The following is a 21,285-nucleotide window of genomic DNA, read 5'->3' on the forward strand; positions in this document are numbered from 1 at the left end:
GGTTCAATACGAGTAGTCGCCCGCCTCGATGTGTTCGGACTTGTTCAGAACCACGCCGAGCAGTGGGATGTTCTCACCGATGCGGCGCTCGGTTTCCTTGATGTCGTTTGCCTTGGTCAGACCACCAGCAGCCACGATCAGCAACGCGTCGATATGCGGCCGCATTGCGATCACGTCATCATTGAGCAGGGCAGGCGGCAGATCGAACAGCATGACGTTCGGCTGGAACTGGGTCTCGATTTCGTCAAACACAGCCTGCGTTGACGGGTCTTGCAACAGCTCTGCTGCATAGGGTTCGACGATTCCGTTGAATCCGATGGCGACATGGGACCCTGCCGCGATGGAATTCGGCGCAAAGCCCTGCAGATGCGCGTCCGGCGCAATGTCTCCGCGCAGCATGTCCCCGATGGATCCGGTGTCGGACACACCAAAAACCTTGTGCAGGCTCGGGCTGCGCATATCGAGATCAAGCAGCACGGTGCGACAGTTTTCCTGCCGCGACAGGCTGATGGCAAGGTTCGCCGCCGTAAAGGTCTTGCCGCAATCCTTGGTCGGAGAGGTGATTGCAACGCGCGTCCACCCGTTCTCGGACAAGGCCTGCAACATGCGCGTGCGCAGGATATCGAACCGCGTGTGTGACGGATCGGTGCGCAATGCGGTGATCACGTTTCTCTCTGCAAGGCGCTGCGCATCAAGCGGGAACCGGTCGATGCTTTTCCACGATGCTTCGGGATCAAAGACAGCTGCGCTTTGCGGTTTGGGATCGGGCGCACGGGCCAGCACCAGCGGCGCCTTTGGCTTCACTGACTGAGCGCGTTTGGCCTGTTCGGCGTGCGCATCTTCATCGCGTTTGCGCTGCGCATCCTCTTCTGCCTTTCGCGCGCGCTGCCTCGCCTCCAATTCGGCCTCGCGCGCCAGTCTGGCCTGATGCGCCTGCTCTTCAGCGGCTTTCGCGGCGCGGGCGCGCTTGGCCTCGCGTGCGGCCTGCCGCATGCGCTCTGCCTCAAGCTCGGCCTTGCGCTGCAACAACGCCTCTTTCTCGGCGATCAGCGCTTCAAGGTCTGCAATCGTTTGGTCCGGAGTGGCTGTCGTCGCACGCTGAGTCTGCGCGACAGCGTCCTCTGCCACGCGCCGTTTGCGGCGTTGGAACTTGGGCTGTTCGGTCATGTCTCAGCCTCTGTGCGCGGCATCTCTGCTTTCCGGTCCTGAATCAGCGCGACCTATGCCGCGTCGTCGATCTTTGTCAGCGTATTCTGTCAAGAATACGTCCGATTTGAGGGGATTGTTTATCAAATGACCCCGATCAGAACCCGAAAAGATTGGCTTTGCCAATCGCTTTCTCGATGAACCGCGTCTTGTCCTGTTCCGGTGACCAGCCGAGTTCCGCCTTGGGTTTCGTGTTCACGAAGGGTGACAGATGCGCCCGGCTTTTCCAATCCGCCAGTGACGGGCGGGTCAGCCCGTGCCGCCGCAGCGCGTAGACCTTGAGCACATGCTTGATCGCATCCGCCGCCCAGAACACCGTCAGGTTGCCCGTGCTGACCCCGATCCGCGCGCCAAGGGATTTTTGGATCGCATCGAAATAGCCCTTGCCCGACAACATTGGCTCACCGATCAGGTTGTAACTCTGGCCCACAGCATCGGGATGTTCGGCCATCAGGATCAGGCCGTCCGCCACATCGTCGATCAGCACGAAGGGCAGGATGTTCAACCCATCCCCCCAGATCCGCACCGCGCCCGCGCCATGCCAACGCCCGATGCCCCAGTGCTGGAGCGGCCCGCCATGCCCTACCACGATCCCCGGTCGTGCGATCACCAATGGCAATCCGTCGCGCCGATGCATCTCCATCAGCCGCTTCTCGCATTCCGCCTTGGACCGCGCATACATGTTGCGGTCGCTCATGTCGGCGGCGAAGGGCACGTCTTCGGTGATCTTCTGCAGCGGCGAGGACATGTCATAGCTTGCGATCGTGCCGGTATAGACCAGCCGTTTGACACCTGCCTCTTGGCACGCGTCGGCAATCCGCACAGCCACGCCCACGTCATGCTCCAGCGCCTCGTCCCATGTCCCCTCTAGCGATCGGGCAAGGTTGTAGACCACGTCGATGCCCTGCATCGCCTCGACAAGCGCGTCCTTGTCGTAAAGCGAGACACCGACGGTCTCGACCTGATCCGGCAGGTCGGGGAACGGCCCGGATCGCCCCCGGCTCAACACACGCACATCCTGCCCCTTGGCCACCAGTGCTCGCGTGAGGGCGCGTCCGATAAAGCCGGTACCACCGATCACCATGGCAGTCGGCTTCGGATCGCGGGTTTTCACCTTGGGTGCAGCCGGTTTCAGCATGTCCGCGGGGATCAATGCCAAGGTCTGATCCAGCGCGGACATCACCTGCACCGCACTGGCCCCCGAGAAACGCACGTCCGGTTCTGTGCCCTTTCGCAGCGCGGTGTAGATCGCCGTGTTCATCCCCTGAAAGCTCAGCGCGTAAGGCGATTTGCGATTCAGCGATCTGACCTGGGTAAAGGTGTTGCCCAGACCTTCGCGCAGATGTTGCCAAGACAGGTCCAGCTGCCGGCGCAACGGATTCAACACCAGATCGGACGCATTCTCGCGCTCGACCACCAGCGTGTCCGCCGCAAAGTCCAGCCGCGCCCGGCCGGACGACCCGCGCAAGGTCAGGGATCGGTCATCAATCGTCTCGACCATCGAAATGGTCAGCGTCACGTCAACATCCCCTGCCTGCGCGACAATGCGCCATGACTGGTACCGGGTGTCGTCACCCGGCAGGTCAACGGGTTTGGACAGCTGCACCGACCGGATGTCCGGCACGCCGAACAGATCGACGATGAATCCCATCAGGTGCGGGCCGAGTTCGAGCAGCAGGTTCTTCGGTTCCCGCAGCAGCCAGATGCCGAACGGCCCCGACCGCAGTGGCGCAAGCGGCAGGCACCAATGCACCTCGGCGACCGACACGCGACCCAGATCACCTTTCGCCAGCATCCCCTTCAGACGGTCATAAGACGGCAGACCCATGAAGTTGTGGCCCGCATGAAACCGCACGCCATGTTCCTGCGCGACCGCCTCGATCTCGGCTGTCTCGATGGCCGAAGTCGCCACCGGCTTTTCCACCAGCACATGCAGGCCCGCCTTCAGGCACTGGATCGCCAGCGGGTGATGCAGATGCGGCGGCGTCAGGATATGCACGGCGTCGCAGACCCCGGCCTCGATCAGGTCAGCCAGATCCCCGAAAGCGCGCACACCCAGCGCATCGGCCAGCGCCTTGCCCGCCGCCAGGGATGGATCGCAGACAGCAGTGATCTCGACCCCATCGGTGGCCCGCAACGCGTCGGCATGCCAGCTTGCGATGTACCCGGCCCCGATCAGACCAACCCGGATTTTCGAAGACGCCATTCGTGTCTACCCTTTACTTGTATTCGATGATGCGCATTTGCGCGTGGCTCAGACGCCGCCAGTGAAAGCGGATCATGCCAAGGACATTCGGAAACTTGGACAGTGTGAGGAAAACCGCGTGCGCGCGCGCCTCTTGGTCGGGCAGACCTTCGGCCTTCAACCCGCGCATCGTTTTCCAGTAGGACAGTGCATAAAGCCCTATCGCGAGGACCGGCACAACCGGCGACACAAACGCTCCGACAAATGCGATCACAGGCAGGATCACACCGTAGACCCAGCCGCGCTGACGTTCACGCACGAAATACTCCGGATGCATGTGCCCGACCTGGGCAAACCCGTGCCCGGTGCGTTCGGCGCGTTTCCACCATTGCGCGAACCGCGTCATGTTCGCGTCATGCCCGGCCATTGGTTCCGCGATCCGCACCAGCCGCCACCCGGCCTTGCGCAACCGTGTGCAGAACTCGTCATCTTCGGCGGCGATCACCTTTGGATTGAACCCGCCCACCTTTTCAAAGGCACCGACGCGCACCATCATGTTGCCCGGACAGGTCAGGATCTCGCCCGCCGGGCGCGACCATTCCACGTCGAACATCTGGTTGAACACACTCGCATCGCGCCGCATCTCGCGCTGTTGCCCGGTGACCAGCGCCAGCCCGTCCTCGGAGCGCAACCGCGCCTCGGCTTGTGCCAGCCAGCCCTCGGCCATGATGCAATCACCATCGAGGAACTGCACCACGTCAGGCGGCGTGTCCTGCGCCATCAGTGCCGTGAACCCCTCGTTGCGGGCGCGGGCTGCGGTAAACGGAACCGACATGTCCAGCCTGACAACGATGGCACCGGCCTGTTCAGCATTGGCAACACTCTGGTCACTTGACCCGCTGTCCACATAGACCATGCGCCGCGCCTGCGGCGCGACAGAGGCCAGCGACGCGACCAGCTTGTCGCCTTCATTGCGGCCGATCAGGACGACATCCACGCTCATGATGCAGCCTCCGCCTCGGGTCGCAAGCCGGGTGTGGCGCGTCCCTCGGTATAGGTGGTGATCAGTTCCGACAACCACCGTGCTTCTCGCGCAGCATCGTATTCCGCGACCACCTTGGCACGGCCTGCAGCACCGTAAGCCTTGCGCAACTCCGCATCCGACAACAGCCTGTCCAGCGCGTCCGCAAAGGCGCTCACGTCACCGGGCGCCACCACCCTGCCACTCACGCCGTCCTCGACCAGTTCCGGCACCCCTGCAATCCGCGTGGTCAGCACCGGCACCTGCGATGCCATCGCTTCCATGAGCACAACAGGCACACCCTCGGCAAAGCTGGGCAGGACAAACACATCCGTCTGGGCCAATTCCTCGGCCACTTCGGCCTGTGACTTGTAGCCCAGAAACACCACACGGTCCTGCAGGCCGCGTCGGGTGACCTCGGCCTCAAGCGCCTTGCGGTCAGGCCCGTCACCGACAAGGCGCAGGCTGAGGTCTGGGTATGTGCTGGCCAATCGCGCCACGGCGTCGATCAGGATCGGCACACCCTTGACGCCCGCCAGCCGTCCGACAAAGAGCGCCCGCAAGCCGGTTCGAACCGGCTTGGGCGCATACCGCGACGGGTCCACACCGCAATGAACGATATGCAGCTTGTGCCAATGTTGCGCGTCGGCAAAGCACATGAGCTGCGAACGGCAGAAATGGCTGATACAGGCGACAAACGCGGCCCGTACCGCCTTTTCGTCGATGCGCCAGTGGTGCGGCTCGAAAAAGATGTCCGGCCCGTGGATGGTAAAGCTCCAGCGCAGCCCTGACAGCGCGCCCACGAGCATCGCCACGGTACAAGATGCCTTGGCGATATGGTTGTGCAAATGGGTCACACCCTCATCGGACAGTTTCGCGGCCAGAACTCCCGCCTCGACGAAATAGATCAGGTTGTAAAGCCGTCCCTTGATGCCCTTGGGAGCGCTGCGCCACGCCAGCGACAGCGCCGACAAGTAACGTCCCGGGGTCTTCATCCAGCGCAGATGGGCCTTGAGCGTCACAGCCGGATTGCGCAGGGCATCCAGCACCTTGAACGTGCGCGCATGCTCCTCGCGCTGTTCTGGCCCGACCAGATGTTCGGCCCCCGTGGTGCGGATCGAACAGGTCAGAACCTCGTGCCCCAGCGCGCGCAGGTTCGCCACCTCACGTTGGATGAACGTGTCGCTGGCGCGGGGGTATTCGCCCGTCAGGTATGCGATCTTGGGCAGGCTCATGTTGCGGTGTCCCAGAGCGGGGGCGGTTCGGGCAGATCAAGCCCGATCGGAGGCTGAAACCGGTATGTCATTGGCAGCAGCCGTTGACGCAGGACCGGCGCGCGCAAAAGGCCCGGCAGCTTTGACGCAACCGGGCGCAGCATATTGGCAACAGTCCAGAGACCCCGCCAGGGCAGCGGCGCAACTGCCTTGGGCCAGCCGGTCTGTTGCAGAGCCGAAATCACCGCGCCGCGGGTCGGAAGCGCCGGATCGACAAGGGTGAAAGTGCCATTGACCCGCTGAGTCGTGGCCAGCACCAGGGCCGCGGCACAGCGCGTGACGTGGCACATGGGCAACGGATCGTTGGGTGGCGCGCCGAACAGTAGTGGCCCCACGGCAACACCCAGATGCGCGTTCCACAGGTGATCCGCGTCATGGACAATGCCGGGGCGCAGCACGGTCAGGCTGTTGACTCGCGCAGCACGGGCAAGGGATTCCTGTTGTGCCTTCGCACCCGAATAGGGATCGCGCGCGGTGCTTTGGGTCACCAGCGGTGTGCCATCCGTCAATTCTCCGCCGACGGGCACGTGACGGGTGTCATAGACGGCAAGAGAGCTGGCCAGCGTCAGATGGCCGACACCGGCCTCCTGCATCGCCTCGATGATCCGCTGCGTGCCACCGATGGTCAGGCGCGCGTGGTCCTGCGGATCGCCCGACATGGCGGCGGCCAGATGAATGACGGCGTCACATCCCTGCATCGCGTCAACCAGCATCTCCGCATTGTCCTGTACGGTCAGGTCGGTCGAAACGTACGTGATGCCTTCGCGCTCGGGTCCCGCACGACGCTGCACCGCGACGACCTCCAGCCCCGCATCACGGGCGGCTTGGACCGTGGCGCGCCCGATGAACCCGGACGCCCCGGTGATCAGGACGCGTGTCACATCGCCCATGGCATCGGCTCCATCGGATTGCAGCGCGTGGTCATCGCCTGTGCGCCGGAGGTTTCGCCCGCGTTCTGGATCGCGAGGGTCACCTCTGTCATGTGCAGCGCGAAATCGTTGGACAGGCGGGACGGACGGCCTTGCCGGATCGCATCCAGCATCTCGGTTGGTCCAAGCATGAAGTTCATCGCGGCAGCCCCCCAGCGTTTGACCTTGGGATGGGTCGGCTGGGGCAGCTTCAGCCGTTTGGGAAAGGGCGATTCCATCAGGCGGCGGCGGATCGTCATGCGCTTGGCAAAACTCACCTTGGCGGAATTGTCCCAAGCCGCCTTGCAGGACAACACGCCATCGTTGCCGATGATGCGGATCCGGTGATCGTGCGGCGCGACGATCGAACAGGTCAGGCGGGTCATCGGACCCTTGTCGAAAAACAACGTCGCCACAGACAGGTCCGGTGCGAACGGCCCGGTGCCTTCCTTGTCGGGGATGGTTTCGGCTGAGGCGGCCACCACGGTGCGCACCGATCCGAACCACGAGATCAGCCAGCCCAGATAGTAGCCCGCATGCTCCAGCGTGCAGCCGACGCGGAACTCATCCTCAAAGGGCCAGGGCGCGCCGGATTCCGAGAGCCACTTTTTATACGCCGCCTGCGGCACGAACCCGTCGTCCAGTTCGGCATAAATGGCACGTGGCACGCCGGCAACACCAGTGCGAATGGCGTGACCAAGGGTTTGCGCCGCCTCGCCCAACATGCTGCAGGGTGCGGAGGCCAGCATCAGGTTGGCCGCCTGTGCCTGTGCATGCAACGCCTTGGCGTCGTCGACGCTCATGGCCAGCGGCTTTTCCGAATAGGTGTGGCAGCCCGCGGCAAGGCAGGCAGAATTCACCTCGAAATGCGCGGAGGGATTTGTCAGGTTGAGCACGACGCCATCGCGCGGGTGCTGATCCAGAAGCTGCTCCAGCGACGAGACGGAGGGCACATCCCAGAAGGTACAGAACTGCGCAAGCCGTGTGGCATTCTTGTCATAGACCCCGGCCACGGTGATGCCGTCCATCGCGCGCAGCGACCGCATGTAGAGATCGGCCACGAAACCGCAGCCGATGATCGAGACAACACCGCTCATGCCGCGACCCTCACAGGACGGCGGACAATACGGTTTCGGATGCGTTTCACAGGCTGCTCATGTGGTTTGTGCGTCTTTTCCGCAGGGCGTAGACCATCCAATCATGGTCATAATTCGACAAACGCCGGATTTCTCGTGTGTCTTAGGATAAATTTTGCAGGAATGTCTTGATTTTGCAGCGCCGTGGTCGCGATTTGGCCGCATGACGCAGGCAGAAATCCCCAAAGTCACGATACAGGAGGCACCGATGCGCTTTTGGGGCCAAGACTTCGATGTGACGGTCAACGTCTCCGATTGGGTCGCTCTCGAGCGGCAGATCTCGTCGCGCCTGCGTGCGGGGGACGGGTTTTCACTGGCCACGATCAATTTGGACCATTTGGTAAAATTGCGTCAGGACCAGCGGTTTCGGGACGCCTACGCTGCACAAGACCTTGTGGTGGCCGATGGCAACCCGATCGTCTGGATGTCGAAACTGGCCGGGCGGCCGGTGTCTTTGATCCCCGGCTCTGATGCCATTTTGCCACTGGTGCGGATCGCGGCGGCACATGGCAAGACGCTGGCGCTGGTTGGCAGCACCGATGACACACTCGCCGCTGCAAAGACCTATCTTGAACGCGAAGTGCCCGGCACGCGGATCGTGGCCACATTGGCCCCGCCGATGGGGTTCGATCCGACAGGCGCTTCGGCGGATGCGGTTCTGGAGGCGCTGATCGCCTCAAGAGCCGATATCGCCTTCCTTGCGCTGGGCGCGCCCAAACAAGAGCTGTTCGCGGCCTACGGGCGTGGCAAGCTGGATCATGTCGGGTTTATCTCGATCGGTGCGGGTCTGGATTTCTTTTCGGGCGCACAGGTGCGGGCGCCGGGATGGGTGCGCGCCATCGCGATGGAATGGCTGTGGCGGGCGCTGTCGCAGCCCGCGCGCCTGATCCCGCGCTATGCGAGGTGCTTTGCCATCCTGCCAGTCGAACTGGCCCATGCGCTGAAGTTGCGGTGTGCACAGGTGCCGACGCGAACGGCACCCGAGGGCGAGTAACGCAGTGTCAGTCCAGCCGGTGCACCCGCCCACCCGCCGCGTCTGCGTCGGCGTGATCATGGGTGACCAGCAGAACAGGCAGCCCGTTCGCGCGTGCCTGCGCAAAAACAAGTTCGCGGATCTTGTCGCGACGTTCCGTGTCGAGCCTGGAAAACGGTTCGTCCAGAAGCAGCGCCTTTGGACCTGACAGCAGCATCCGCATCAATGAGACCCGCGCCTTTTGCCCACCGGACAGCGTGTCGGGGTCGCGTGCGGCAAAGCCAGCAAGCCCGATGTCTTCAAGCGCTGCGTCGATCTTGCGTTTGCGCTCTGCCCGGCCCTTGATGCTGGCGCGCAGCCCGAAGGCAAGGTTTTCGCCCACCGACAGGTGCGGAAACAGCAGGTCGTCCTGAAACAGGATGCCGACATGCCGCGCCTCGGGGGCGAGATCGGTGATGTCGGTGCCGTTCAGCTTTACCTGTCCCTGCGCCGCGAACCCCGCGTCGAGCGTGCCGATGATGTAGGACAGCAGCGTTGACTTGCCCGATCCGCTGGGGCCCATCACGGTCAGCACCTCGCCGGGTGCGACATGGTCCGAGATGTCGACCAGCGTGCGCCCATCGCGGCGGATCACCACGCCGTCAAGGGTCAGTCCGGGATCAGGCATGGCGCAGCCCCCTGCGGTTGCGCCAGAGGATGGCGGGAACGAACAGCGCCAGCGCGAAGGGCAAGAGCGCCAGCGCCGTCTGGCTGAGCGCATAGACGGAAATGACCCGCCGGTCACCCCCGGAGGCCAGCGCGACCGCCTCGGTGGTGAGGGTCTGCACCCGTCCTGCGCCTGCCAGAAGCGTTGGCAGGAATTGCCCGATGGACACGGCAAAGCCCACGGCAGACGCGATCAGGATGGGACGCAGCAGCATCGGCAGACGGACACGCCACAACACCCCGTCACAGCCCGCGCCCAACGCCCGCGCGACACGGCCATAGCGTGCATCCCAGGCGCGGAATGGGTCTGCCAGCGACAGGAAGACATAAGGAAGGACAAAGACGATATGCACCGCGATCACCGCGGTCCGGTTGCCGTCCAGGCCGGTATAAATGGCCAGAGTCTGCAACCCGGTCAGGAAGGCGATCTGCGGCACGATGAGTGGCAGGTAGAGCAGCCAGAGCGCACGGGTGCCGGGTTTCAGGCCGTGGCGTTCCTCTGCCTCCAGACAGGCGAGTGTGAGCAGCAGGGCGACAAAGGTCGAGACCGACGCGATGATCAGGGTTTCGGTGATGACAGGCCAAAGGTTCGTTGTGTGGCGCATCCATGTCCGTGTCGTGAACGTGCCGGGCAGCAGGTCGGGAAAGCTCCAGAACCCGGCAAAGGACCAGACCAGCAGGCCAAGGATGCCGAGTGCGATGGCGCTGGCGCTCAGGATCGCGGCGGTCAGGGAAAGGGCCTTGATGCTGCGTGTCGCGCCTCCGCGTGTGCCCGTGGTGACCCAGATGCGCCCCAGACGCGCAACCGCGAATTCTGCCAAGCGCCACAGGATCAACGTGCCGATGACCAGAGCCAGTTGCCAGACAGCCGCAGCCGAGGCGAGAAAGCGCAGGCTCAGGTCCGGGTCGTTCATCCATTTGAGGATCTGCACCGACAGTGTCGATGGCGTTGTCGGCCCGAGGATCAGGGACACGTCCACGACTGTCATGGAGAACGCGAGCACCGCGTAGACCGGCAGCCTGATCTGCGCATAGACGCGGGGGAAGATGGTTTTGAACCACGCCGTAACCGGGGCGTATCCCAAGGCCAGAGCGGTGTCGCGGGCCTGTACCGTGCGGATCTGGGTGAGTGCCGCGAGCGTCATCAAGAGCAGGAACGGCACTTCCTTGACCACCAGCCCCGCGATCAGGGACAGGCCAAGCGGGTCTTGGAGGATCAGCAGGTCCGGCGGTCTGTCCCATCCGGTCAGCCAGGGCGATGTGGCCCGCGCGATCCATCCTGACGGTGCGATCAGGAAGGCCAGCCCAAAGGCTGCAGCGGCGTGTGGCACCGACAAGAGCGGCGACAGCATGCGTTCGATGATGCGAAAGGCGCGCGATCCGCTCCAGGCGGCGCAGATGAGGGCCACCAGCAGCAGGGACAAGGAGGTTGCCGCGACACCGGTGGTGACGCTCAGAACGCTGGCGCGGGTGATGCCGGGCCAGTCGAACAGCATGACAAAGGCGGTGAGGGTGATCGCGTCACCGCCAAGCGCCGGCATGTAGCCGAAGGCGGGGCCAATCGTGCCCAAGACACCCGCCACCACGGGGCCGACCATGATGGCGAGTGTCAGAAACGGAGCCCAGGGCAACAGCCGGGCCCGCGCCGTTGTCGTGTCGCAGCGGGGGGTCACGCCCTGTCTACTGGGCGACGCCGTACCGGTCGGTCCAGTCTTCCTCGAGCTTGACCATCCAGCTTGGATGCGGCTCGGACAGGGTGTTACCAAGCTCTTCGGGCGGCAGCGTGGCGATGCCCAGCTCCAACGCATCGAACCGCGCACGGTCTTCGCCCGACAGCTTTGCGATGTCCAGAACGGTGCCAAGGCCCCAGACTTCGGGGTCCTGCATCATCGCCTGCGCTTCGGGGGCCATGATGAAATTCGCCAATACCATCGCACCGGCCTTGGCGTTGGCGTTGTAGGGGATGGCGACAAAGCTGGCATTGCCGATGCTGCCTGCGTCCATGACGAAGCTGCGCACTGTGTTCTGAAGCTGCCCGTTGGCAATCGCGTTGCTGGCCTCGTTCGGGTTGAAGCTGATCGCAAGGTCGATCTCGCCATCGGCCATGAGCTGTATCTGGCGGGATTCGTTCTGTGGATAGGCGCGGCCCGAGCGCCAGAGGCTCGGCGTCAGTCCGTCAAGGAAGGTCCAGAATTCGGCGGTCGCCGCCTCGTAATCCGCCTCGTCAACCGGCGCTTGCAGCACCGATGCGTCGGGGACGAATTCGATCAGCGCCTGCTTGAGAAAGGTAGACCCGAGGAAATTCGGCGGCTGCGGATAGGTGAAGCGACCCGGATTGGCTGCGGCATAATCGGCCAGTTCTGCCATCGTCGTTGGCGGATTTTCAATCCGCGCGGTGTCATAGTAGAACACCACTTGCGCCATGCCCCACGGTGCCTCGAGCCCATCGGTGGGAACGGTGAAATCCGAGATCACCGCCGGTTTGCCCGCAACATCGACATTGGCCCAGCTTGGTGTCTGTTCGACCCAGGGACCGAACAGCAGGTTCTGCCGTTTCATCGCGGCAAAGTTTTCGCCGTTGATCCAGATCAGATCGACCGCACCGCCCTCGTCCTTGCCGGCGGTCTTTTCCGCCAGCACGCGGGATACGGCATCGGCGGTGTCGGACAGTTTCACATGCTCGAGCGTCACGCCGTAGTCTTCCTGAACCCGGTTGCCGATCCACGCGATGAAGCTGTTGATCGTGTCCGATCCGCCCCAGGCGTTCCAATAGACGGTCTGACCGCGCGCCTCTTCGGTCACTGCGTCCCAGTTCGACGGATCGGGTTCGGCTTGGGCCGAAATGGCGGCAAATGTGGCCAGCGTGGCAGCAAGAAGTGTCCGCATGTCATCATGTCCTTGGTATTTGAGGCAAACGCCTGAGTTCCTAGCTTAAAACCAGCGTTACCCGGTTGTGGTCAAATGACAAACAGGTGTGCAAGATTTCAGTGTACGCGCTGAGACCGGCCCGCTATGGCGATCACCGACCCTGACGCGCGAGGCCGAACGATGATCGACGCCGCACTCCTGCCGTATGTCAAACGCGCCATAGACCGGCCTGCGCGGATGCTTGTCGCGCGCGGGATCAGTGCAGACCAGATCACGCTTGTGGGTTTCTGCATCGGGCTTTTGGGGGTGCCGGCGCTGTGGGGAGGACTGTTCTGGGTGGCGCTGCTCTGCCTTGCGCTGAACCGGCTGGCGGACGGTCTGGACGGTGCGGTGGCGCGGCTGACCCGGCCCACCGATAGGGGCGCATTTCTGGATATTGCGCTGGACTTCATGTTCTACGGCCTGTTCCCGCTGGGATTTGCGCTGCACGACCCCGCCATGAACGCTCTGCCCGCCGCTGTCCTGATCTGCAGCTTCATCGGCACGGGATCAAGCTTTCTCGCGTTTTCGATCATCGCTGAAAAACGCAGGCTGGCGTCCCGGGAATACCCCACCAAGGGCATTTATTACCTCGGCGGCTTGACCGAAGGCACAGAGACCATCGCGCTTTTCGTGGCAATGTGCCTGGTCCCGGCTGTGTTTCCCTGGCTGGCCTACGGTTACGCAGGTCTTTGCGCGATCACCACCCTGACCCGCTGGTGGGCGGGGTGGCGGGTGTTTGACTAGCGCGCCCTCTTCTCTCCACATTCGACGCCACCTCTGCTACACCGTGCGAAAGACCGCGCCGCGCAGAGGACACCGCACATGACCACACCGAAACCTGTCGTTTTGACCATCCTCGACGGCTGGGGTCTGCGCGACGATCCTAACGCGAACGCGCCGAAACTGGCCAACACGCCGACGATGGACCACCTGATGGCGACCTGCCCCCATGCAACGCTGATCACGCACGGTCCCGATGTGGGCCTGCCCAGCGGACAGATGGGCAATTCCGAGGTCGGGCACACCAATATCGGCGCAGGGCGCGTTGTGGCGATGGATCTGGGGCAGATCGACCTGGCCATCGAAGACGGCAGTTTCTTTCAAAACGCTGCGATCCTCGATTTTTCCAAGACGGTCAAGGATGCCGGGGGACGGGCGCATCTGATGGGTGTGGTCTCGGACGGGGGCGTGCACGGGCATATCAGCCATATCAAGGCGGCAGTGAAGATGCTTGCCGATCAGGGTGTCGACGTGGTGCTGCACGCGATCACCGACGGGCGCGACGTGGCGCCCAGTTCGGCCAAGGGGTTCATGCAGGACATGGTCGGCAGCCTGCCCGCGTCCGCCACAATCGGTACGGTGATCGGGCGCTATTTCGCGATGGACCGTGACACGCGCTGGGACCGCGTCGAACGCGCCTATGACGCGATGATCCGGGGGCAAGGCGTTCCAGTGGATACGGCATTGCAGGCGGTCGAGCAGGCCTATGCCAAGGGTCAGACCGACGAATTCATCGAGCCCTGCGTGATCGGTGGCTATGCAGGCCTGAGAAAAGGCGACGGGCTTTTCTGCCTCAACTTCCGCGCCGACCGGGCGCGCGAAATCCTTGCCGCCATTGGTGATCCCGCCTTCGACGGGTTCGAGCGCGGCAGGCCCGACCTGTCCGCGTTGCTGGGCATGGTGGACTATTCGAGGGCGCATGATGCCTACATGACCACCGCCTACCCCAAGCAGGAGATCAGCAACACGCTGGGCGAGTGGGTCGCCAAACATGGGCGCACGCAGTACCGGCTGGCCGAGACCGAGAAATACCCGCATGTGACGTTCTTCCTCAACGGTGGGCGGGAAACGCCGGAGGAAGGCGAAGACCGCTTCATGCCAAAAAGCCCGAACGTGGCGACCTATGATCTTCAGCCCGAAATGTCGGCTGACGAAGTGACCCAGAAATTCGTCGCGGCGGTCGAGGCGGGGTATGACCTGATCGTGACCAATTACGCGAACCCCGACATGGTCGGCCACACCGGCGATCTGCAGGCAGCGATCAAGGCATGCGAGGCTGTGGATGCCGGGCTGGGCAAGGTTCTTGCCGCTGTCGAACAGGCAGGTGGCGCGATGATCGTCACGGCGGATCATGGCAATTGCGAAATGATGGTCGATCCCGACACCGGCGGGGCACACACGGCGCATACAACAAACCTTGTTCCGGTTGTGCTTTATGGCGGGCCGGATGGTGCAACTTTGGCCAATGGGCGGCTGGCCGATCTCGCACCGACGCTGTTGGCGCTCATGGGGTTGCCGCAACCTGATGACATGACAGGACAAAGCCTGATCCGCACATGAGATATCTGGCGCTTCTTCTCTGCCTGATTGGCTCATCGCTTTCGGCCCAGACTCCGGCAGAGGCCGCGCGCAGCGCGATGGCGCAACTGGAAGAGGCGACAATTCAGCTGGATGCGGCGGACACTGCGCGCGACCGGGTGCGGGCGCTGACCGATGCGGTTCAGGCGTTCGAGACCGGGCTGGCCGCGATGCGCGACGGTCTGCGCGCGGCGTCGATCCGGGAAACCGAGTTGCGCCGCGACCTTGATGCCCGCGATGCCGAAGTGACGCGCCTTTTGGCGGCGCTGTCGTCGCTTGGGCCGGATGCCAGGCCTCAGAATTTCGTCCATCCCGACGGGCCGATCGGCGCGGCACGGGCTGGGTTGCTCATGGCGTCCGTCACGCCTGCGCTGTCTGCAGCGGCGTCAGGTCTGCGCTCCGATGTCGAAGAGGCGACCGTGCTGCGCCAGCTTCAGCAGGAGGCGGCGAACACTCTGCAGACCGGCCTTGCCAACATCCAGACCGCGCGCACCGCGCTGAGCCAGGCGATGGCCGACCGCACCGATCTGCCGCGCAAGTTCACCGAAGATCCGGTCAAGACCGCGCTGTTGATCGCCGCGACCGAAACGCTGGACGGTTTCGCGGCGGGCCTCACCCAGATCTCCGAAAACGAGGCGGATCTCGACCTGCCCGCGGCAAGCGACCGCAAGGGACAATTGCCGCTGCCCGTCGTCGGAGAGATTTTGCGCCGCGCGGGAGAGATCGACGCGGCAGGTGTGACGCGACCGGGCGTGCTGATTGCGACCCGTCCTCGCGCGCTGGTCACGACACCGACAGCGGCGACAATCCGCTACCGGGGGCCGTTGCTCGATTACGGGCTGGTCAGCATTCTTGAACCAGAACCGGATATCCTGTTCGTGTTTGCGGGTCTCGACACCGTGTTCGGCGAGACCGGTCAGGTGCTTCCCCAAGGCAGCCCTGTCGGATTGATGGGCGGTCCCGCAGGAGAAACCGACGATATTCAATCACCATCCGGTGAAAGGGCTGGCGAAGCGCTGTCCGAAACGCTCTATATAGAAGTCAGATTGGGCGACAGGCCAGAGGACCCCCTCGGGTGGTTCACACAGGATAAGGGAAGGACCGAATGAAAAAAGTAGTCATGGCGGCCATGGGCGGCACACTCGCAGGCATCGTGGCCACGACGCAATTCGTGGGTCCGCTGGTCGCGCAGGAAAGCGCCCGCACCACAAACGTGTATGAACAGCTCGACCTGTTCGGCGACATTTTCGAACGCATCCGCGCGCAATATGTTGAAGAGGTGGATGCAGGCGATCTGATCGAAGCGGCCATCGACGGCATGCTCACCTCGCTTGATCCGCATTCCAGCTACCTGTCGCCTGACGACGCGGCAGACATGCGGGTGCAGACGCGGGGCGAGTTCGGTGGTCTTGGCATCGAGGTCACGCAGGAGGAAGGGTTCGTCAAGGTCGTGTCCCCGATCGACGGCACACCCGCCGATGAAGCCGGGATCGAAGCGGGCGATTTCATCACCCATGTCGACGGCACGTCGGTTCTGGGCCTGACACTCGACGATGCGGTGGACCTGATGCGCGGCCCGGTCGGGTCGGAAATCATCATCACCGTTGTCCGCGAGGGCGAGGCCGAACCGTTCGACGTGTCGATCATTCGTGACACGATCAAGCTGACCGCCGTGCGTACGCGCCTGCAGGGCGAATCCGTGGTTCTGCGAGTCACCACCTTCAACGATCAGACCTACGCCAACCTCGAAGCTGGGCTGGCCGAACAGATCGAAGCTGCGGGCGGCATGGACAATGTCGAAGGCATCGTTCTGGACCTGCGCAACAATCCCGGCGGTCTGCTCAACCAGGCGATCCGCGTGAGCGATGCGTTCCTCGAAAAAGGCGAGATCGTCAGCACCCGTGGCCGCAATCCCGAAGACGGTGACCGCTACAACGCGACACCGGGGGACCTGGCCGAAGGCAAACCGATTGTCGTGCTGATAAACGGCGGCTCTGCTTCGGCGTCCGAGATCGTTGCCGGTGCGCTTCAGGATCACCGCCGCGCCATCGTCGTCGGCACCAAGTCGTTCGGCAAGGGGTCGGTCCAGACAGTCATGCCGCTGCGGGGCGACGGCGCGATGCGCCTGACAACGGCGCGATACTACACCCCGTCCGGCCGGTCGATCCAGTCGCTGGGCGTGTCGCCCGACATCGTCGTGGCGCAGCCGCGCCGCCCCGAAGCCACCGAAGAGGAAGAGGACACCAACGCCTTCAGCCGTTCGGAGGCCGATCTGCGCGGAAGTCTCGGCAATGACAGCCTGAGCGAGGACGAGGTTGAGCAGATCGAAGCCGACCGCGCCAAGGCCGAAGCCGCTGCCGCGCTGCGCGAAGAGGATTACCAGTTGGCCTACGCCATCGACATCCTCAAGGGCTTGACTGCGCTGCAACCGTCGAACGACTGAACGAACTGAACCACTGAGCGGCACAGGGGGCATTCCCTGTGCCGCGATTTTGCAAAGGCCCCATCATGACTCCCGAAGAGATTGCCCGCCTGCCGTATCGCCCCTGTGTCGGGGTGATGCTGGTGAACCACGACGGGCATGTCTTTGTCGGCCAGCGCATCGACAATCCCGGCCCGGCCTGGCAGATGCCGCAGGGCGGTATCGACAAGGGCGAAAGCCCGCGGGACGCGGCCCTGCGCGAATTGTGGGAAGAGACTGGCGTCCTGTCGAGCCTCGTCAAGATCGAGGCCGAAACCAAGGACTGGATTCCCTACGACCTGCCGCATGACCTTGTCGGCAAGCTCTGGAAGGGGCGCTACCGGGGGCAGGAGCAGAAATGGTTCCTGATGCGGTTCAAGGGCACCGATGACCAAGTGAACATCGCCACCGAGCATCAGGAGTTCAGCCGCTGGCAGTGGATGGACCCGAACCAGCTCATCAACAACATCGTGCCGTTCAAGCGCCACGTCTACGACCGCGTCCTGACCGCGTTCAAAGGCCATTTGTGACGCGCCTTGGCGTTGTCCTTGCGGCGCTGATCGCACTCGCGGAACCGGCCTTTGCGCTCAGTTGCGCGGCCCCGGACATTGCCCGAGACTTCGAACGCGCCGCCCAATCCGAAGATACCTATATCATCGTCAAGGGCGATCTCTTTCTCGACGAAACGGAATTGCCCGACCGGACCGACCAAGGCACGTCGAGGGCCCGCAGCTCGGTGGACATCACGGGGTGGCTGGCCGGCTATTCCCTGACAAAGGACGGGTTCACCAAGCGGTTCGAGCGGGATGTGATCCTGCGCGTGTCCTGCCTTGGCCCGTGGTGTGGCGGCATAACCAAGGGTGATCACCTCGCGTTTCTCAGGTTGGAGGACCGTCGCTGGGTGATGCAGATCGCGCCTTGCCCCGGAATGACCCATGCCAATCCGACCGCCGAGCAGGTACAAAAGGCGCTGGCCTGTTTTCGCGGTGACCGCTGCGCGGCCGGTTAGGCCGCGCCACCCTGTTTACTCCGCTCGAACAGACACGCTTTGCGCGACGAAATCCGCCTGACCGAAGATGTTGAGAAAGGCAACGCTGGCCGCATCCGCACCGACACCGATCCGCGCAATCGTCTCGGCAGGCGACATCCCCGTCGCGTCCACAAGATGCCATCCGCCATCGAGATACACTTCGGCCACCGCGTGGAAGTCAGGCGGGGTCACACCCGGCGCGTAGACGCTGGCAAACCGCGCGGGAATGGTTGCGGCGCGGGCCAATGTCACCAGCACATGCGCGAAATCGCGGCAGATGCCTTGCCGTTGCACAAAACTGTCCAGCGCGGTCGTCTGCGCATTGCTGACGCCCGGCACATAGCTGAAGGCACCGTAGATCCAGTCTCGGATCGCCGCGATCTGCGCGCCGCCCCTCAGATGCCCGAACTCGGCCGCCACGAAGGTCTGAAACTCGTCCGACGGGCAGTAGCGGGATGGCATGAGATAACGCACCGTGTCCCCCGGCAGCAGGTGCAGCGGCACCGCCTCCAAGGTCCGGACATCCGGCGCGGACCGTGCGATCTGCACCCGCGCGCTGTACGTGCAGCGGAACAGCCCATCGGCCTTCAGCCAGATGCGGTTTCCCAAGGCTTCGTCGGCGGGAACGCGGGTGAAATCCGGCACATCGAAGAAGTCGATCTGCGAGTCCAGCAGCGTTTGGTCGTCCAGATCCGCCGCCTCGATCTGCAACAACAGGTCGGTCGGTTGCGACAATTGGTAGGCAAGGTGCACGTCTATGTTCAGGATCAAGGGCCGACTCCGGTATGTCTTCTGGCGATGTAGGCTGCGGCTGCGTCCGGTACAAACAATCTATGGGTCAAACGCCGCACGGTGACGAATAAACGGTGTCACACTGGGCCTGTCGCATCGCAACTGACCGTTCTGATCGAAATCCGTGTCGGCGTTGAACCGCAGTCGCGGCCTTGTACCTAACGCCGCCAGCACGCCTGCCTGCGCGTGTAGCGCAGCGTTCAGCCGTTCGGTCAGGTGCACCTTGCGGTCGCCGCGGTGATAGCCATGCACGCCATGCACCACCACCGGTTCCAGCACATCGAACCCCAGATACCGCAGCGTGTAGGCGGTGGGCCAAAGAAGAAGGTTGATGTCGCCTTCCTTGCCATCATGCGCGCTCTCGGATGCGTTTGATCCGGTTGTCACGCACATCAGCGCTTGTTTTCCCCGGCGCGTGCCGCTGTCAAACCTCATGTTGGTATCGTGCAGTGCGCCATGTTGGAACGCGCGGTCGAACCAGCCCTTGAGGATCGCGGGCGGAGCGAACCACCAAAGGGGGAAGTGCAGGACCAGACGGTCGGCCTGCTTGATCTTGTCGACCTCGATCTGCACATCGCTCGGCGTTGTGCCTGTCCCTGCCGCGCGTTCCTGCGCCTTGAGCGGATCAAATGCAGTTTTTTCGGGCCAATCGGTGTAATGGTGCACGCCTTCGACCGGGTCGAACCCCATCTGGCACAGATCCGATCGCAAGACCCGATCACCCTGCGCGCGCGCCGCAGTCTCGGTCGCATCCGACCATGCGCCGTTGAAGGACCGCCGTTCGGGATGTGCCAGCACGACCAGCGTTGTCGGCATATGCCTATCCTTGATCAATTGCGCAGGGCGGGTTTTCAGTCAGCCGCACTACGCACCGAATTAGCGCAGTTTGTCGAGGATGTTCAGCGAAGCGTAGCCATCGGGGATATCTCCGATCGACGTCTGGAACGCCCTGACCGCGTTGATCGTGAGAGGCCCGATCCGACCGTCGATCTTTTGCGTGTCAAAGCCCTTGGCGGTCAGCAGGCGCTGCATTTCCTTGCGTTCTTCAAAGCTCAGCGCACGGTCCTCGCGCGGCCAGCCCGACCGGATTGGCCCTGCGCCGGTGATCCGGTCGCTCAGATGGCCGACCCCGATCACATAGGCATCGGCAGTGTTGTAGCTCTCGATCACGTCGAAATTCTTGAAGATGAGGAACGCGGCCCCGCGCGCGCCTGCAGGCAACAAAACCGAGGCCGAACCGTGATCCTGCACGGGCGCACCATCCAGCCCCAGAACACCGATCCGCGCCCAGTCGGAGGGCATGCGCTTGGTGTCGCGGTCGGCCAGCGTGTAGTCAAAGCCTTCGGGGATCGTGACTTCGACACCCCAGGGCATCCCCTTGATCCACCCGTTCCTTGCGAGGTAGTTGGCGGTCGAGGCCAAGGCATCCGCGGGATCTTCAGACCAGATGTCGCGTTTGCCATCGCCGTCGAAATCGACCGCCAGCGATTGATACGAGGTCGGGATGAACTGAGTATGCCCCATCGCGCCAGCCCAGCTTCCGGTGAAATTGGCGAGGGTGACATCGCCGCTTTGCAGAATCTTCAGTGCTTCGATCAACTGACCCTCAAAGAACGCGCTGCGCCGTGCGTCATAGGCCAGCGTCGCCAGTGATCCGATCACCGGGTTGGTGCCCCGGAACGTGCCATAGGCGCTTTCCAGCCCCCAGATCGCGACCACCACATCCTTGTCAACGCCATAGCGCGCTTCGATCCGGTCCAGAAGGGCATCATGTCTGGCCAGCGCTGCCTTGCCGTTGGTGATCCGCGCATCAGACGCGGCACTGTCGAGATAATCCCAGATCGTCTTGGTGAACTCCGACTGGTTGCGGTCGCGGCGGATCACGTCTGCATCGTATGTCGCGCCGACAAAAGCACGGTCGAACACGTCGCCGGAAATGCCTTGTTGCACCGCGCGGGTGCGGAAGTCGTTGATCCAGTCAGCGAAGCCCGATTGCGTGGCTGCCGCAACACGGGTTTCGGATATCGAGGACACGGCGGGCCGCAGGGCAGGGCGCAAGGACATCTGCGGGGCCACGACCGACACCAGCGATACCGCGTTGCGGCTGACCACCGGTTCCGGCAAGGACCGGCTGACAGGCCGGGTCGTGCCGTCTGGTGTCTCGGCAAGTGCCGGACCGCTCATCATTGCCAGAACCGAGGCGATCACCCGAATACGCATGTCTCTGCTTCCTGCTGCCTGTGTCCGTTTGCCCGAACTTGTCAGCAGACTAGCGCGAAAGCGGTGTCTTGCGAAGCGATCAAAAGCGATCAGGCAATCTCCTGCC

Annotated in this window: 19 protein-coding genes; 7 read left to right on the forward strand and 12 right to left on the reverse strand. The window is 63.3% G+C overall.

Annotated features, from left to right (window positions below; all coding sequences use genetic code 11):
* Positions 1-3: 3 nt before the first annotated feature.
* From IEV82_RS04225 to IEV82_RS04250, 6 genes are all read right to left on the reverse strand, one after another.
* Positions 4-1,167, reverse strand: coding sequence for a CpsD/CapB family tyrosine-protein kinase (locus IEV82_RS04225; RefSeq protein WP_188480683.1), 1,164 nt, complete (start codon positions 1,165-1,167; stop codon positions 4-6).
* Between the two features lie 136 nt (positions 1,168-1,303).
* Positions 1,304-3,412, reverse strand: a complete 2,109-nt coding sequence (locus IEV82_RS04230) for an NAD-dependent epimerase/dehydratase family protein (RefSeq protein WP_188480684.1) — start codon at positions 3,410-3,412, stop codon at positions 1,304-1,306.
* A gap of 13 nt (positions 3,413-3,425) precedes the next feature.
* Positions 3,426-4,394, reverse strand: a complete 969-nt coding sequence (locus IEV82_RS04235) for a glycosyltransferase family 2 protein (protein WP_188480685.1) — start codon at positions 4,392-4,394, stop codon at positions 3,426-3,428.
* Positions 4,391-5,647: a glycosyltransferase family 4 protein gene (locus IEV82_RS04240; RefSeq protein WP_188480686.1), complete on the reverse strand. Its 1,257-nt coding sequence runs from the start codon at positions 5,645-5,647 to the stop codon at positions 4,391-4,393. Before IEV82_RS04240 ends, IEV82_RS04235 begins: the two co-directional genes overlap by 4 nt.
* Positions 5,644-6,576: an NAD-dependent epimerase/dehydratase family protein gene (locus IEV82_RS04245; RefSeq protein ID WP_188480687.1), complete on the reverse strand. Its 933-nt coding sequence runs from the start codon at positions 6,574-6,576 to the stop codon at positions 5,644-5,646. Before IEV82_RS04245 ends, IEV82_RS04240 begins: the two co-directional genes overlap by 4 nt.
* The gene (locus tag IEV82_RS04250) at positions 6,564-7,691 is read right to left on the reverse strand and encodes a Gfo/Idh/MocA family protein (protein ID WP_188480688.1); all 1,128 of its coding nucleotides are present in this window, start codon (positions 7,689-7,691) and stop codon (positions 6,564-6,566) included. Before IEV82_RS04250 ends, IEV82_RS04245 begins: the two co-directional genes overlap by 13 nt.
* 247 nt (positions 7,692-7,938) lie before the next feature.
* On the opposite strand from IEV82_RS04250, the gene IEV82_RS04255 reads away from it, so the two are divergent.
* Positions 7,939-8,724: a WecB/TagA/CpsF family glycosyltransferase gene (locus tag IEV82_RS04255; protein WP_188480689.1), complete on the forward strand. Its 786-nt coding sequence runs from the start codon at positions 7,939-7,941 to the stop codon at positions 8,722-8,724.
* Between the two features lie 7 nt (positions 8,725-8,731).
* Here IEV82_RS04255 and IEV82_RS04260 read toward each other — a convergent pair whose 3' ends face one another.
* The 3 genes from IEV82_RS04260 to IEV82_RS04270 all read right to left on the reverse strand — a co-directional run bounded on the left by IEV82_RS04260 (position 8,732) and on the right by IEV82_RS04270 (position 12,294).
* The gene (locus IEV82_RS04260; protein WP_188480690.1) at positions 8,732-9,370 is read right to left on the reverse strand and encodes an ATP-binding cassette domain-containing protein; all 639 of its coding nucleotides are present in this window, start codon (positions 9,368-9,370) and stop codon (positions 8,732-8,734) included.
* Complete coding sequence (locus tag IEV82_RS04265) at positions 9,363-11,006, reverse strand: ABC transporter permease (RefSeq protein ID WP_188480813.1); 1,644 nt, start codon at positions 11,004-11,006, stop codon at positions 9,363-9,365. Before IEV82_RS04265 ends, IEV82_RS04260 begins: the two co-directional genes overlap by 8 nt.
* A gap of 82 nt (positions 11,007-11,088) precedes the next feature.
* A complete protein-coding gene (locus IEV82_RS04270) occupies positions 11,089-12,294 on the reverse strand; it encodes an ABC transporter substrate-binding protein (RefSeq protein WP_188480691.1) in 1,206 nt (401 codons plus the stop codon).
* Between the two features lie 162 nt (positions 12,295-12,456).
* Here IEV82_RS04270 and IEV82_RS04275 point away from each other — a divergent pair, with 162 nt between their 5' ends.
* The 6 genes from IEV82_RS04275 (at position 12,457) to IEV82_RS04300 (ending at position 18,146) form a co-directional block, all read left to right on the forward strand.
* Positions 12,457-13,062 carry a CDP-alcohol phosphatidyltransferase family protein gene (locus tag IEV82_RS04275; RefSeq protein WP_188480692.1) on the forward strand — a complete coding sequence of 202 codons (606 nt, stop codon included), beginning with the start codon at positions 12,457-12,459 and terminating at the stop codon, positions 13,060-13,062.
* A gap of 78 nt (positions 13,063-13,140) precedes the next feature.
* On the forward strand, positions 13,141-14,658 hold the full coding sequence (gpmI, locus tag IEV82_RS04280) for a 2,3-bisphosphoglycerate-independent phosphoglycerate mutase (RefSeq protein ID WP_188480693.1): 1,518 nt from the start codon (positions 13,141-13,143) through the stop codon (positions 14,656-14,658).
* On the forward strand, positions 14,655-15,785 hold the full coding sequence (locus IEV82_RS04285; protein ID WP_188480694.1) for a murein hydrolase activator EnvC family protein: 1,131 nt from the start codon (positions 14,655-14,657) through the stop codon (positions 15,783-15,785). Before gpmI ends, IEV82_RS04285 begins: the two co-directional genes overlap by 4 nt.
* A complete protein-coding gene (locus tag IEV82_RS04290) occupies positions 15,782-17,119 on the forward strand; it encodes a S41 family peptidase (protein ID WP_188480695.1) in 1,338 nt (445 codons plus the stop codon). The genes IEV82_RS04285 and IEV82_RS04290 overlap by 4 nt, the downstream gene beginning before the upstream one ends.
* A gap of 65 nt (positions 17,120-17,184) precedes the next feature.
* Positions 17,185-17,667 (forward strand): RNA pyrophosphohydrolase, encoded by a 483-nt coding sequence (locus IEV82_RS04295; protein WP_188480696.1) that lies wholly within the window; start codon positions 17,185-17,187, stop codon positions 17,665-17,667.
* Complete coding sequence (locus tag IEV82_RS04300) at positions 17,664-18,146, forward strand: hypothetical protein (protein ID WP_188480697.1); 483 nt, start codon at positions 17,664-17,666, stop codon at positions 18,144-18,146. The genes IEV82_RS04295 and IEV82_RS04300 overlap by 4 nt, the downstream gene beginning before the upstream one ends.
* 15 nt (positions 18,147-18,161) lie before the next feature.
* Here IEV82_RS04300 and IEV82_RS04305 read toward each other — a convergent pair whose 3' ends face one another.
* The 3 genes from IEV82_RS04305 to IEV82_RS04315 are packed head-to-tail and all read right to left on the reverse strand — an operon-like array spanning position 18,162 to position 21,179.
* A complete protein-coding gene (locus IEV82_RS04305; RefSeq protein ID WP_188480698.1) occupies positions 18,162-18,938 on the reverse strand; it encodes a transglutaminase-like domain-containing protein in 777 nt (258 codons plus the stop codon).
* A gap of 60 nt (positions 18,939-18,998) precedes the next feature.
* A complete protein-coding gene (locus IEV82_RS04310) occupies positions 18,999-19,775 on the reverse strand; it encodes an NAD(P)H-dependent oxidoreductase (protein WP_188480699.1) in 777 nt (258 codons plus the stop codon).
* 60 nt (positions 19,776-19,835) lie between these two features.
* Entirely contained in the window at positions 19,836-21,179 is a 1,344-nt protein-coding gene (locus IEV82_RS04315) for a lytic murein transglycosylase (RefSeq protein WP_188480700.1), read from the reverse strand.
* Between the last annotated feature and the right edge of the window lie 106 nt (positions 21,180-21,285).

Source organism: Marivita lacus, from assembly GCF_014637725.1.
Classification (GTDB): Bacteria; Pseudomonadota; Alphaproteobacteria; order Rhodobacterales; family Rhodobacteraceae; genus Marivita; species Marivita lacus.

What these genes read in the sequence shown, in the direction of transcription:
- IEV82_RS04225 (WP_188480683.1), bottom strand. Translation starts at nt 1,167, where the DNA reads ATGACCGAACAGCCCAAGTTCCAACGCCGCAAACGGCGCGTGGCAGAG.
- IEV82_RS04230 (WP_188480684.1), bottom strand. Translation starts at nt 3,412, where the DNA reads ATGGCGTCTTCGAAAATCCGGGTTGGTCTGATCGGGGCCGGGTACATC.
- IEV82_RS04235 (WP_188480685.1), bottom strand. Translation starts at nt 4,394, where the DNA reads ATGAGCGTGGATGTCGTCCTGATCGGCCGCAATGAAGGCGACAAGCTG.
- IEV82_RS04240 (WP_188480686.1), bottom strand. Translation starts at nt 5,647, where the DNA reads ATGAGCCTGCCCAAGATCGCATACCTGACGGGCGAATACCCCCGCGCC.
- IEV82_RS04245 (WP_188480687.1), bottom strand. Translation starts at nt 6,576, where the DNA reads ATGGGCGATGTGACACGCGTCCTGATCACCGGGGCGTCCGGGTTCATC.
- IEV82_RS04250 (WP_188480688.1), bottom strand. Translation starts at nt 7,691, where the DNA reads ATGAGCGGTGTTGTCTCGATCATCGGCTGCGGTTTCGTGGCCGATCTC.
- IEV82_RS04255 (WP_188480689.1), top strand. Translation starts at nt 7,939, where the DNA reads ATGCGCTTTTGGGGCCAAGACTTCGATGTGACGGTCAACGTCTCCGAT.
- IEV82_RS04260 (WP_188480690.1), bottom strand. Translation starts at nt 9,370, where the DNA reads ATGCCTGATCCCGGACTGACCCTTGACGGCGTGGTGATCCGCCGCGAT.
- IEV82_RS04265 (WP_188480813.1), bottom strand. Translation starts at nt 11,006, where the DNA reads ATGGTCGGCCCCGTGGTGGCGGGTGTCTTGGGCACGATTGGCCCCGCC.
- IEV82_RS04270 (WP_188480691.1), bottom strand. Translation starts at nt 12,294, where the DNA reads ATGCGGACACTTCTTGCTGCCACGCTGGCCACATTTGCCGCCATTTCG.
- IEV82_RS04275 (WP_188480692.1), top strand. Translation starts at nt 12,457, where the DNA reads ATGATCGACGCCGCACTCCTGCCGTATGTCAAACGCGCCATAGACCGG.
- gpmI (WP_188480693.1), top strand. Translation starts at nt 13,141, where the DNA reads ATGACCACACCGAAACCTGTCGTTTTGACCATCCTCGACGGCTGGGGT.
- IEV82_RS04285 (WP_188480694.1), top strand. Translation starts at nt 14,655, where the DNA reads ATGAGATATCTGGCGCTTCTTCTCTGCCTGATTGGCTCATCGCTTTCG.
- IEV82_RS04290 (WP_188480695.1), top strand. Translation starts at nt 15,782, where the DNA reads ATGAAAAAAGTAGTCATGGCGGCCATGGGCGGCACACTCGCAGGCATC.
- IEV82_RS04295 (WP_188480696.1), top strand. Translation starts at nt 17,185, where the DNA reads ATGACTCCCGAAGAGATTGCCCGCCTGCCGTATCGCCCCTGTGTCGGG.
- IEV82_RS04310 (WP_188480699.1), bottom strand. Translation starts at nt 19,775, where the DNA reads ATGCCGACAACGCTGGTCGTGCTGGCACATCCCGAACGGCGGTCCTTC.
- IEV82_RS04315 (WP_188480700.1), bottom strand. Translation starts at nt 21,179, where the DNA reads ATGCGTATTCGGGTGATCGCCTCGGTTCTGGCAATGATGAGCGGTCCG.